Genomic DNA, 14,060 nt, shown 5'->3' on the forward strand with positions numbered 1-14,060 from the left:
CCTAAACGGACTTTTTTCCATGTCAGAAATCTCATTGATTTCGGCTAGGAAAAATAGATTAGAGACAGCTGCAAAAAAAGGGAATAAAAATGCACAGATCGCATTAGATTTGGCTAATTCTCCAAATAAGTTTTTATCTACGGTGCAAATAGGAATTACCCTTATCGGGATTCTTACGGGTATTTATAGTGGGGATAAAATCACAAAGGATGTTGAAGCTTTTGTTAGAGGTTTTGAGTTTATGGCTCTATATGCACACACAATTGCAGTAGGTTTAGTAGTAGTAGTGTTGACTTTTTTCTCATTGGTTTTAGGAGAGTTATTGCCAAAAAGGATTGGTCTGAATCATCCGGAAGCTATTGCTAAAGCAGTCGCTTTGCCGATGAAGATGGTTTCGATTGTTACTGCACCATTTATTTGGATGTTGACTCATTCAACTGATTTTTTATTAAATGTCTTAAATATAAAACCTACAGCTGACGGTAAAGTAACCGAGGAGGAAATTAAAGCTATTATAAAAGAAGGTACCGAAGGGGGAGAAGTTCAGGAGATTGAACAAGATATTGTAGAGCGTGTTTTTCATATTGGAGACAGAAAAATAAATTCTTTAATGACCCATAGAAAGTCTGTGGTTTTTTTACCATTGCATGCTACTAAAGTTCAGGTAAAGGAATTTATGCTTGAAGAATTGCATTCTATTTATCCTGTTTACGATAAGGATTATGATGATATTGTGGGGGTTGTTAACCTGAAAAGTATTTTTGCTAATATTGATAAGGAAAATTTCAATTTGCAGCATATTATGACAGAGGCTCCTTTTATGATGGAGCAAACTACAGCTTATAAAGCTTTGGAAAGATTTAAAAAAACGGGTATTCATTATTCATTTGTTTCAGATGAGTATGGTATTTTTCAAGGGGTGATAACTCTGAACGACATTTTGGAAGCTTTAGTTGGAAATGCGTCCGATTTTTATAAAGAAGATTTTCAATTGCTAGAAAGAGAAGATGGATCTTGGTTAGTTGACGGACATTATTCGTTACATGATTTCCTGACTTACTTTGAACTAGACGAGTTGATTAATGATTATGAAGTAACCACGGTAAGCGGACTAATTATGGTGGAGCTTTCTCATATTCCAAAACAAGGCGAAAAATTGATTTGGCAAAAATTTGAATTGGAAGTGATTGATATGGATGGGGTTAAGATTGATAAAATAATGGTGAAATCATTATATAAATAAAAAAGTTAACGGATTTAGTTTCTGTTTTCAGTACCATTACACTGAGAATACCAGCTATTAACTGTGACTTAAAACTGAATATTTAAGAAAAGATGACTGAAGGGAATTTTGTAGATTACGTAAAAATATATGTTTCTTCCGGAAAGGGAGGAAAAGGTTCAACGCATTTACACAGAGAGAAATTTATTGAAAAGGGTGGTCCCGATGGTGGTGATGGTGGACGTGGTGGACACGTATTTCTTGTAGGGAACAAAGCGCTTTGGACTTTGTTTCATCTTAAATTTGCGCGACATGTCAAAGCTGGTCACGGTGGAGATGGTGCTGGAGATAGAAGTACTGGTGCTGATGGAGCTGACAAATACATTGAGGTTCCTTTAGGAACTGTTGTTAAGGATAAAGAAACGGGCGAAACCTTATTCGAAATTACTGAAGAAGGGGAAAAACAAATTCTTTCTAGAGGAGGTAAAGGAGGACTAGGAAACTGGCACTTTAGAAGTTCTACAAATCAAACACCTAGATATGCTCAACCAGGATTGCCTGGAGTAGAGATGGATGTTATTCTAGAACTTAAAGTATTAGCTGATGTAGGTCTAGTAGGTTTTCCTAATGCTGGAAAGTCAACTTTGTTATCTGTATTAACTTCTGCAAAACCAAAAATTGCTGATTATCCATTTACTACTTTAAAGCCCAACTTAGGTATTGTTGCTTATAGAGATTTTCAATCTTTTGTAATTGCTGATATTCCAGGAATTATAGAAGGAGCAGCCGAAGGAAAAGGTTTAGGACATTACTTTTTACGTCACATTGAACGTAACTCAACACTATTGTTCTTAGTGCCTGTAGACACTCCAGACATCAAAGGAGAATATGATATATTAGTTAATGAATTGACTAAGTATAATCCTGAAATGCTTGATAAAGAACGTTTGTTAGTGATATCTAAATGCGATATGCTTGATGATGAATTAAAAGCAGAACTTAAAGTTGAACTGGATGTTGCTTTCAAAGATGTTCCCTATATGTTTATTTCATCTGTTGCTCAACAAGGATTGACAGAGTTAAAAGATAAGCTATGGAAAATGTTGAATGATTAATATTCATTTTTAATATAGTAAAACCGTCTCATTTTATAAGTGAGACGGTTTTTTTTATTTAATTTTTACTCGAATGCCTTTGGTGTGACTACTAAATTCAGGAGCGTACATACTTTGAATGGTTGTGATTCCATTGGAGAAATCACCTTTGTTATTTACTAGAATGTCATATTCTATTACATAAGTTCCTTTATTAATCGAGTCGAAAAAGAAATGTGTGGCAACATCTTTAGTGCTTTGATAAAAACTTAACCCATCTTTGTATTGGTGTTCAGACAATGTTTTTACAGGTTCAAAACAAGATGCTCGCATGTCTTTTAGGTGAATAAATTCCATGTTTTCCTTGGCAGTAATTATTAACCTTACACTTACTAAATCACCAATTTCCATTAGGTAATTTGATGTTGCCTTTTGTAGAATTTCACCTTTGTCTGTGTTTTTCTTTAAATACAATTCTTTAGTAACTGATAAAACACTACCGTTATGATCTTTTATTTTATCGGAATCTTCAAAATACTGCCAATATATACCACCAAAACCGGGGACTTTAGATTTGTTTTCGATAGAAATTACTGCTGTTTCTTTTTTAATTTCGTCTGCTTTCCAATTGAGTTTTAGGTAGCCTGTTTCAGCTTCTTTCTCGTTTTCGGTCAGCTTTTTGGTTAGTATTTTTTCGTCCCCAATTTTAATCCTAGTGTTGTCTTTAATACTCAGCCAATCTGTTCCTTGCATCAGTAAAGCATATACTGCTTCGGTTGTTGCTTTTGTGGTGGGCCAATTTTTAGTTTGCTTATTTTTTAAAAGCCACACTTTCATTGCATCTACTGACTTAGTATCGTTGTCGATTTCGGCGAAAGCCTCAATAAGCAAGGCCTGTGTTTCTATGGGCGCCTGATGCCAATACCAACCAGCTTTGTTTGCAATCCAATACATACCCCAGTCTTCATTATTAGAAGCGGTTTCTCTTAAATTTTCAAGTATTTTCTTGGCCGTATTTTTTTCGCTAAAACGATTTAACACCAAGGACGCCATTCCCTTTTCATATAAAGAATAGGACAGCCAATTTTCTTTGGCATTTTCTAAATAGATATCAACTATTTTTTTCAACGTATCCGAAATGGGGTTACTTTCAATGTAAAAACTTCGGGTGTATAGATAATGCAAATCCGTGTTTGGTTCTAACCAGATGGGTTTGCCGTTTTCTTTCTTGTTTTTAGTTCTTTGTTTGTAATTCTCTTCGAATCTTTTGTCCAAAAACGGAATTCCGGTTTTTGAGATTTGTTCTGTTTTTATTCTGCTGTTTTCGCTTTTGTCCAGTTTCGCTAGATGTCCCAAACCAGATAAAATATGTCTGGTGATGTATTCGTTTTCCTCGTTTCCACCAAACCATACAAATCCTCCCGATGTTTTTTGCTTTTGCTTTAACTTATCAAAAGTAACTTCTTGTTTGTTTTTCATTTTTTCTAAATCAAAAAGCAGTGCTAATTTGCTTTTCTTTTCATCCTCGCTTTGGGCATCATTTAACCAAGGTGTTTCAGCTAGAACAATCGATTTTAATTCTTCGTTTTCTTCCAGCTTCGAGTTAATTTTGCCATTCTTTCTCCAAGTATCGAAAACAGTAGCGATTTTTGGATTGCTTGAAATAATTGCTGAAGCTAATGCATTTGCGTAAAAACGCGCAAAAGTTTGCTCGGCACATTCGTGTTCATACTCCATTAAATAAGGAAGAGATTGAATCGCTATCCAAGCTGGATTTGAAGTGTATTCGAATGTGAATTGATGATTACGTAAAGTGCTTGAATTATTGTTTTTTAGATTGTCAAAAGTATATTCCTTTGTACTGTTTTCTCTAACCCAAATAGGAATGCTTTCAGTAACAATCATTTTATTTGTCAAAACAGGTAATATGTTTTCCTCTCCATCTGAGAAATTACCCGCTTTGGCTAGAACTTTGTACTGAACGCCTTGTAATCCTTCAGGGATATAAATATTCCAACTTACAGTTGTATTGCCGTTAGCGGAGACAGTATAATTTCGTATACTTTTTTCATTCAACATTTGCACATCAATAGCTTCCATTGTTGATGCATCAAATAGTTTCAAAATAGCAATTCCTGTTTTGGGTTCACTAGTCATATTTGCAATTTTGGTAGTTATTTGAATGCTGTCCTTTTCTCTGAAAAATCGAGGGAAATTGGGAATTACCATTAGATCTTTTTGGGTGACAACAATTTTTTCTAAATATCCTGAAACTGCATTTTTATTGTGCGCCAGTAAACGAAGTTTCCATGCTGTCAGTGCTTCAGGTGAATTGAAGTTGAAGTTGATATTTCCTTTACTATCTGTTTTTAAATGAGGATAAAAGAAAGCTGTTTCAGATAGATTTTTTCTTGCCTTTACATTTGCCAAAGCCACAAGTGACATGGTGGTGGTGATTATTACGACTCCGTTTTCTGCTTTTTTACCATAAAGATTGACTGCTTTTTCTTTTTCTAAGAATTCAATGGTAAGGATGTTAGAATAATCGAGTGCTTCGGCTTGATTTTGAGTTGCAAATTCAGAATCAATAATATAAAGTGCATTTGTAATGTCTTGATTTTTTGTTGCGTTTTTTATCATGATTCCTGCGGCACGGCTTTCAAGCTGAAAGTTGCTACCGGCAGTGTTGTATACTTGATTGTCTGCTTCTTCAACTATGCGCACTGCAGCAACAGCTCGAATCGATTCGGCGCTTACTTTTCTATCTAGTATTTGAGTGGAATATGCTGGTGACTTTTTTTCTCTACTGCTATAATTATATATAATTACTTCCTCTTTTAAGTCTGAGGAACCTTCTTTTAAAGCAACATCAATAGTGTTTTTGTCAATAGCAATAGTTTGAGTTTGATACCCTATATGTGAATAAATCAGTGAATCTGTTTGTTTAGCATTGATTTCATAATAGCCTTCATAATCACTTATAGCGTTTATTCTTTTATCCTTTACGTTAATTCCTACGCCAGGTATGGATTCTCCCCTTTGATCTGTAATATATCCTGAAATGTGTTCGTTATTTACTTGTCTTGGATTCTTCTTATAAAGATATTTTTGATACTTATTTAGGGAATAATAATCATTTGGGTTAGTGAAATTAAATCCAAACCACATTAATTGTGTTGCTTCCTCTTTCAAGTAAGTTGAGGTTGCGCTTGGATTTAGATTACGTAATGTTGCATAGGTTTTGTCAAAAGTTAATTGCTCTCTAAACTGAATTCGGTTGTAACTAGTTTGATTGCCATTTAGGTTATTCCAGTACCCTTTGTGGATTTGATCTAGTGAGCTGTCATACATAGAAGCAAGTACTTCCGATTCTACATTTGTATTTGTGGCAGCAATTTTAAAAGACCAGTTTTCTTCCTTGCCTGGTTGAATTTTGTTTCTAAAGCTTTCTACAGAAAAATCTAGCTTTTTTTCTTCTTCTATTAAAGGTACTATTAGTTCCTGGTTGAAATATTGATTTTCGAATATTGTTTCAAGACCAATTTTTATTGAGTTTTTAAATGATTTGTTTAAAGGTATTTGTAAGGTTAGCTGATTGTTTTTTAATTTTTTATTTTGGTTATAGAATAATATGCTTTCATAAAAGCTTATGATTTTAATATATTGATTAGGAATTATAGAGCTAATATTTAGTAGAACAAAGCCATCCTTTTTTGGATTTTCATTCAGTAGCTCAACTGTAAATATTTTATTGTGATTTAATTTTTCAGCACTCTGATTGACTTCAATGATTGCTTGACTTTCCAGAGGAAAGTTGTTCTCGTCGACAGCGGTGAGGATTGCTTTGTAGTAGCCAGATTTATAATTTGAGATAAAGTCAAGGGCAATATTTTTATCTTTCTCAGTGTCTATTTTCCTAGAATAAACGAGTGTCCCTGTTTCTTTTCCAGTTATGGGTTTTTCATTATTCTCGAAAGGGAATAATTTTTCAAACTCAGGTTTTGCGATAGTTTCAATTTCAGGAATTGGCCAAGTTCTTGGTTTTATTTTATTTGGAAATGCCCTGATGAAATATAGATTTATTTCGCCTTTAACGGCTACAAACTGACCGTTAAGATTTTTGGTGCTAATTTCTAAAGCGTTTTTGTCTTTAGTATTGATTTCTTTCGGGGCATTTATTTTTAAGTTGATAGTATGATAACCAACGTTGATTGTATTAGTTGAGGAATGTGTTTCGCCATTACTATCTGTAACATCTGCCGTAATACGATAACTAAAAACGGGTAAATTTTCCTTAGGGAAACGATCATCGGCTTTAGCAAGAAAGTTGATCGTGAATTTTCCAGAAGCATTGGTTGTTGTCTCTCCAGTCCCAATTACTCCACCTTGCCCTCTATAGATATAACTATCTTGATTATTATTATAAACTTCATAGGAAATTCTATAGGTTACTTTTGAATCAGAAATGTTTGCGCCCGAGAATGATTTCGCGGTGCCTTCAACTTTAATGTTTTGATTTATTAAATTATTCTGTTTATTAGGCTCAAAATAAACTTCAAATTTGGGACGTTTGTATTCTTCTAATTTAAAATTGATTCTTGAGTTTTCAAACTTCACTTTGTCCCAAAAAGGATCCTCGTCTTCAGTGTCATCTGGCCTTCCTGCTTCAAGTGTCATATTGCCACTCAAACCATTTTTTGGAAGGATTACTTCTCCTGAAAAAGAACCAAAAGAATTAGTGGTTACTTCAAAGTTTTGGATTTCTTTATTGTTATGGTCTTTAAGAATGATTTTTATCAAAACATTGGGAACAACTTTTGTTTCTGTTCTTTCATCGTCTTCACGAAAAGCAATTCCTTTGTAATACACAGTTTGCCCAGGACGATAAATTGCTCTGTCTAAATAGAACTCAACTTTTGCTTTAGGATCTTCTTTAATTTTGATTGTATTGTAATTATCAGCTCTTTTATAGGTAATTAAAGTGTCATTTTCTTTAGTGATTGTAATTTCAAAGTTATTGTAATTATTGTCCCCTCGTTTAAAAAAAGCATCGCCGTTTTTATCTGTGGTTAATTCAGTATTATTGAATTTTATACTTGCTTTTTCTATTGGATTTCCAGTTTTACGATCTAAAACTTGATAGTAGTCGGTATTGTTTTCAAAACTTGTTAATACAGAAAGGTTACTGACTATAATAGTTTGGTAAGCAAATGCCTTTGTGTTTTTTAAGTCGGAATCGCTTTCAAAATATACCATATAAGTACCAATCTCAAGTTGTGGCAATACAATTTCGGTAGTATAATTAAAGTAGTCATTTTTATTTGTTAGCGAGTAATTGATGCTTTTTACTAAAATATTTTTTTCAATGATACCCGCAGCAAGACTATCTCTTTCTTTTCGCCAATTGTTTAGTATTGCTAAAGTAGTATTGTCTATTTTAAAAAAGGAGACGCTTAAGTTATTTACATTTTTGGAACTTATAAATGCTCTGGTATTTTCGTTTTGATAACTATTTTGAAGAAGTTGTATGTTAAGGACTTTATCTTCGATATTTTGTTTTTTTTGTCCGGCTATTTTGTGTGCATTGGATCTGTTTTTTATAATAAGTATACTATCGAGTAGTGTGAGCGCTTTGATATTGTAATCAGGGTAAGTATCCTTTGACGCTAGGCTTGCATATAGTTTAGCTTTTTCAAGTTGTATTGTTTGTTGGGTTTCAGGATCGCTGTTTTGATATTGTATTTTTTCTAAAACATTTAAATAATCAATGTCGCTTTTAATAACGGTATTGCAGAATTGCATACGTTTGAACCGATTGATTAAAGAGTTGGTTTCTGTTTCTTTTATTTGGTAAAGTGTAATTAGTTTTCTTGAAATAGGATCTTTTACAAAATCTAGATTTAGGGTAGTAAAGCCATTTGAATCCCCAAATAATAGGTCTTTATATTTCTTGTAAATACTCGTTTCTATATTCCAATGATTTAATTTTTTAGTGTAATAATTAATGTTTTCATCTAATAGGAAATAATATAAATTTTGTTCGCTTATTTTTGAAAGAACATCTTGATCAAATATGGATTGATACGATTTTAAGGAAGTTTTTTTTAAAATATTTTTGCTTACAATGCTATTTTTATAAGCAATGTCTATTTGAGATTTCAAATCTTCATTAGACCATAACAGGAAGTTGGTGCTTAAGCTATCAGTGGTTATTCTTGATCTTAATTTATAACTATTCTGGTCATAATAATCGGCCAAACATTTACCGTAAACAAAATTCAATATTGCTTTAGATGGTTCTGAAACTGCGTTTATGTGATGTTTTAGATTCCTTAAAATTTTGGTTTGTGCGTCTTCTTCTAATGTTTGTATGTATTTTGAATTATAAAAGAAACATTTAATTATTTGTGTTTCATTATTGTTAGCAACTGCTGTTTTGTATATTTTATCCACAAGAACACTGGCGGATTTAATTTTGCCCTCTTTTTCTAATGTGATTACGGTATTCCATTTTTCATCAAATTGTTGAGCAATAGAAGAAATAGAAATAAAAAGGAAGTATAAAAATATTTTTTTCATGTAATTTTTTCAAATAATGAGTAATGATTTTACTGATGTGAAATTAGTACTATTTATCTTAAGTGTTCTTTGTTTTTATTTTTTATTACTAGTGTTTTTTGCTAATACAAAAAGGCTAGTTTATTTCGATAATCGGTCGAATAAAATGTAAAAGATTAAATATAAATTTTATTATAGTTGAAAGTCGCTCTTGAGGCAGAGCGTCTTTTTTGTTTTAATGCGGGATTCATAAAATTGACTTCTAATTTTTAGTTTTTATTATTTAATTAGGAATAGAATTGTGAAAATGAAGTATATTCGCACTGAAAAAAAATACAATCAAAGTATGAAAAAAATAATTTTATTTTTAGCGATGTGCCTTGTGGCATTTCCTGTAAGAGCCGACGAAGGAATGTGGTTCTTGATGTTTATTGAACGTTTGAACCATAGAGATATGGAGAAAATGGGATTGCAACTTACAACAGAAGAAATTTACAGTATCAACAATCACAGTTTGAAAGATGCTATTGTTCAATTCAATGGCGGTTGTACTGCTGAGATTATTTCTAAAGAAGGATTAGTTTTAACTAATCATCACTGTGGTTACAATGCCATTGCTGAACTTTCTACTGCTGAGCAGAATTACTTAAAAGATGGTTTCTGGGCCAAAGAAAAAAGTGCCGAAATGAAACCAAAATCATTGTATGTTCGTTTTTTCGTTCGTATGGATGATGTGTCAAAAAGAATTTTATCTAAAGTAAATGATAAAATGACTGAGACAGAAAGAAACAAAGCGATACAACAAGAAATGGCTTTGATAGAAAAAGAAAATAATGAAGGTGGAAAATATACCGTTTCCGTTCGTCCTTTCTTTCAAGGTAATGAATATTACTACTTTGTTTACCAAGATTATAAAGACGTACGTTTAGTGGGGACTCCTCCTGAAAGTTTAGGGAAATTTGGTGGAGATACTGATAACTGGGAATGGCCACGTCATACTGCAGATTTTTCTATGTTTAGAGTATATGCTGATAAAGATGGAAATCCTGCTGAATATTCAAAAGCGAATGTGCCATTGCAACCAAAACATTACTTACCTGTAAGTATGAAAGGGGTTAAAGAGAATGATTTTGCAATGATTTTGGGTTATCCAGGTAGAACAAACCGTTGGATGCCTGCAGGTGGAATTGATCAAAATGTTAAGTTTGCTTACCCTGCTTGGGTTGAAGGTGCCAAGACTGGAATGGACCAAATGAAAAAGTATATGGACAAAGACGCTACTGTTAATTTACAGTACGCTTCTAAATATGCTTCTACAGCAAATTACTGGAAAAACCGTCAAGGAATGATTGATGCTTTAACAAAAGCGGGAACTGCAAAAGCAAAATTTGTTGAGGAGGCAAAATTTAATAAATGGGCGAAAAAGTGTAAAAATAAAGCGCAGTATGGTAACATACTAGCTACTATTAATAATTATTACGAGCAAACAAATTTAAAGGCGCGCCACGATAATTACCTTATGCAATTAATGCGTACTTCAAGTTACGGTACTACTCCTGCTAGTTTAGGAAATGCACTTATTGCTTATAGCAAAGAGAACGAAGCTAAAAGAATGGAAATACTTCCTAAAATAAACAGTCTAATTGAGGGAGTTTACGGTGATTTCTACGCTCCTTTAGAAAAAGATGTTTTAGCTGCTCAGTTGAATTTATATTCTTCAAAAGCTGGTGAATATGGATTAGCTCCTTTAGTTGAAAAAATGAAATTAGCTAACAATGGTGATTTTACAGCGGATGTAAATGATGCAGTTTCAAAAAGTATTTTTGCTAACAAGCAAAGTGTAGAAGTTTTTATGAAAAACCCTAATGTTGAAGCTATTGCAAACGATCCTTTGTATTTAATATCAACTGATTTAATGACAAAAATACGTGCGAAATCAGATGAGCTTGCGAAATTAGATGATGATTACGCTACCGCTTACCGTGATCTTGTTCAGGGTTTGAGAGTGTCTAAACTAAATTCAGTTAAATACCCAGACGCTAACTCTACATTACGTTTGACTTATGGTAAAGTTCGTGCTTTACCAGCTGATGATCGCAATGATGCCACTGTAAATAATTATACTACAATGGAAGGTTTGGTTAAAAAGTACAAAGCAGGAGATCAAGAATTTGACTTACCGGCTCGTATGTTAGAATTAAACAAAGCGAAAGATTTTGGCGAATATGCTGATAAAAACGGTTATATGCCAGTGAATTTCTTGACTGATAATGATATTACAGGAGGAAACTCAGGTTCTCCAGTAATCAACGGAAAAGGAGAATTAATAGGTTTAGCATTTGACGGAAACATTGAAGCTATGGCTGGTGATGTTATATTTGATTCAAAATTACAAAGGACTATCAACGTAGATATTCGTTACATACTTTGGATTATTGACAAGTATGCAGGGGCGAAAAATATTATTGACGAAATGGTGATTGTAAAATAATTCAACCGCTTGTTTAGATTAAAACCATCAAAATTTTATTTTGATGGTTTTTTTATTTTAATACTTATTGATGTCTTCTATATTTCCTTATTTTTGAGGTATGCAAAAAACAACTTTACTTTTTCTACTACTCCCTGTACTATTATGGGCCCAATCTAATTTTGAGAAAGGAGAGGAATTGTACAAGGCTTCCAGTTATAATAAGTCGGCAACTTATTTTCAATTGGTTTTAAATAATTCTCCTTCTGATTTGAAAACGATAGAATATTTGGGTGACATTGCAGGGCATAATAAGGAATGGGATAAAGCCATTGGGTATTATCAACGATTAAAACAATTGAGGCCTTCAGAATCAAATTATCATTATAAATTTGGAGGTGCTTTAGGTATGAAAGCATTGGAGGTAAACAAGTTTAAAGCATTAGCTATGATTGGTGATGTGAAAGAATCTTTTGAAAAAGCCATAATCCTAAATCCAAAACATATTGAATCCAGATGGGCTTTAATAGAATTATATATTAAATTACCTGGTATTGTAGGAGGAAGTGAAGCAAAAGCATTGAAATATTCGAATGAATTATTGAAATTGTCTGCTATTGATGGGTATTTGTCTAGAGGACATATCGAAGAATGTTTTAAAAGATATAGTACGGCAGAAATATATTATAAAAAGGCAATTGCCATTGGAGATTCAAAAACAGCCTATATAAAACTATCAGATTTATACAAGAATAAGATGAATGAACCTGGAAAAGCTAGATCAATTCTTGAAGAGTATAAAGAAAAGAAACAGTAAAGATTAATCTAAATTTGGATAAATCTGTAAACATATAAACGCATAACAGTATAATAAAACCATGAAAACACATTTCATTGCAATTGGCGGAAGCGCAATGCACAACTTAGCATTAGCATTACATAATAAAGGATATCAAGTTAGTGGAAGCGATGATGCTATTTTCGAACCATCAAAATCAAGGTTAGATAAAAAAGGAATTTTACCTGTTGAATTAGGTTGGTTTCCTGAGAAAATCACTAAGAATATTGAGGCGGTAATTCTTGGAATGCATGCTAAAGCGGACAATCCAGAATTGTTAAGAGCACAGGAATTAGGGCTAAAAATTTACTCTTATCCTGAGTTTTTATTCGAACAATCTAAAAATAAAACAAGAGTCGTTATAGGTGGTTCACATGGAAAAACAACCATAACCTCTATGATTTTACACGTGATGCATTACCATGATATTGCTGTGGATTATATGGTAGGGGCTCAGTTAGAGGGTTTTGACACTATGGTTCATCTTACCGAAGAAAATGATTTTATCGTATTAGAAGGAGATGAATATTTATCCTCACCAATCGACAGAAGACCAAAATTTCATTTGTACCAACCTAATATTGCCTTGATTTCAGGTATTGCCTGGGATCATATTAATGTTTTTCCAACGTATGATAACTACGTAGAGCAGTTTGAGATCTTTATTGGGAAAATCACAAATGGTGGAATCCTAGTTTATAATGAAGATGATGCTGAAGTGAAAAGAGTAGCTGAGGTAGCTGTTAACCCAATTAGAAAGTTAGCTTATTCAACGCCAAACTATAAAGTGGAAGTCGGAACGACATTGCTGGAAACTCCAGAAGGGGATATGCCTATTGAAGTTTTTGGGGCTCATAATTTGAATAATTTGGCTGGGGCCAAATGGATATGTCAAAATATGGGAGTTGATGAAGCTGATTTCTATGAAGCAATTGCCAGTTTTAAAGGAGCTTCTAAGCGATTAGAAAAAATTGCCGAAGGTAAAAACAAGGTTGCGTACAAGGACTTTGCCCATTCACCAAGTAAAGTGGCTGCAACTACAAAAGCGGTAAAAGAGCAATACCCAACTAGAACTTTAGTTGCTTGTCTGGAATTGCATACGTACAGTAGTTTAAATTCTGAATTCTTAAAGGAATATGAAGGAGCACTTGAATATGCTGATGTCGCAGTTGTTTTCTATTCTCCTGATGCGGTTAAAATTAAGCAACTGGAAGAAGTAACTTATGAGCAAATTGCTAGTGCTTTTAAAAGAAAGGATTTAATTATATATACAAATCCAGCGGATTTTAAAGAGTACCTTTTCAATTTAAATCTTGATAATTCAGCTTTGTTACTGATGAGTTCTGGAAATTATGGAGGTTTAGATTTTGATGATGTTAAAAGCTTAGTAAGTTAATTAAAGTAAGGATGGGAGGCAAAATAATAATTAAGAAAACCACCAGTGAAAATTTAGATTTCATTAACTTAGTTGCTGAACTAGATAAGAGTTTATGGGAAAGATACCCTGAGTTGAAATCAAATTATTGGGGAAATAATATTTTAGAAATAAATCCAAATGTCGTAATTATATACTTTGAAAATGAAGCTGTTGCTTGTGGTTGTTTCAAGAAATATGACAAAAACACAATAGAAATCAAGCGAATGTTTGTTTCGCCAAAAGTTAGAGGATTGGGTTTGGCAAAACAAATGTTACTAGAATTGGAATTATGGGCAAGTGAATTAGGGTATGTTTTCTCTGTTTTAGAAACTTTGAATAAACAACAAGAAGCCATAGGTCTATATCAAAAGGTGGGGTATTCCATCGTAGAAAATTACGAACCCTATGTTGGTTTGATTAATAGTATATGTATGAATAAGAAAATATAGTTGTGAATAACT

At 32.9% G+C, this 14,060-nt stretch carries 7 protein-coding genes; 6 read left to right on the forward strand and 1 reads right to left on the reverse strand.

Annotated features, from left to right (window positions below; translation table 11 throughout):
* Window positions 1-19 precede the first annotated feature (19 nt).
* Window positions 20-1,243 (forward strand): hemolysin family protein, encoded by a 1,224-nt coding sequence (locus FLAK523_RS06465; RefSeq protein WP_248907688.1) that lies wholly within the window; start codon window positions 20-22, stop codon window positions 1,241-1,243.
* A gap of 92 nt (window positions 1,244-1,335) precedes the next feature.
* Complete coding sequence (gene obgE, locus FLAK523_RS06470) at window positions 1,336-2,337, forward strand: GTPase ObgE (RefSeq protein WP_248907689.1); 1,002 nt, start codon at window positions 1,336-1,338, stop codon at window positions 2,335-2,337.
* Window positions 2,338-2,391: 54 nt separating this feature from the next.
* Here the strand turns inward: obgE and FLAK523_RS06475 are convergent, their stop codons facing one another.
* Window positions 2,392-8,895, reverse strand: coding sequence for an MG2 domain-containing protein (locus FLAK523_RS06475; RefSeq protein WP_248907690.1), 6,504 nt, complete (start codon window positions 8,893-8,895; stop codon window positions 2,392-2,394).
* Between the two features lie 325 nt (window positions 8,896-9,220).
* Here FLAK523_RS06475 and FLAK523_RS06480 point away from each other — a divergent pair, with 325 nt between their 5' ends.
* From FLAK523_RS06480 to FLAK523_RS06495, 4 genes are all read left to right on the forward strand, one after another.
* Window positions 9,221-11,365 (forward strand): S46 family peptidase, encoded by a 2,145-nt coding sequence (locus FLAK523_RS06480; RefSeq protein WP_248907691.1) that lies wholly within the window; start codon window positions 9,221-9,223, stop codon window positions 11,363-11,365.
* Window positions 11,366-11,465: 100 nt separating this feature from the next.
* Complete coding sequence (locus FLAK523_RS06485; RefSeq protein ID WP_248907692.1) at window positions 11,466-12,161, forward strand: lipopolysaccharide assembly protein LapB; 696 nt, start codon at window positions 11,466-11,468, stop codon at window positions 12,159-12,161.
* A 61-nt stretch (window positions 12,162-12,222) separates the two neighbouring features.
* Entirely contained in the window at window positions 12,223-13,578 is a 1,356-nt protein-coding gene (gene murC / locus FLAK523_RS06490; protein ID WP_248907694.1) for a UDP-N-acetylmuramate--L-alanine ligase, read from the forward strand.
* 11 nt (window positions 13,579-13,589) lie between these two features.
* Window positions 13,590-14,048 (forward strand): GNAT family N-acetyltransferase, encoded by a 459-nt coding sequence (locus FLAK523_RS06495; RefSeq protein ID WP_248907696.1) that lies wholly within the window; start codon window positions 13,590-13,592, stop codon window positions 14,046-14,048.
* The last annotated feature ends 12 nt before the right edge of the window (window positions 14,049-14,060 follow it).

Source organism: Flavobacterium sp. K5-23, from assembly GCF_023278045.1.
In the GTDB taxonomy this organism is placed as follows: Bacteria; Bacteroidota; Bacteroidia; order Flavobacteriales; family Flavobacteriaceae; genus Flavobacterium.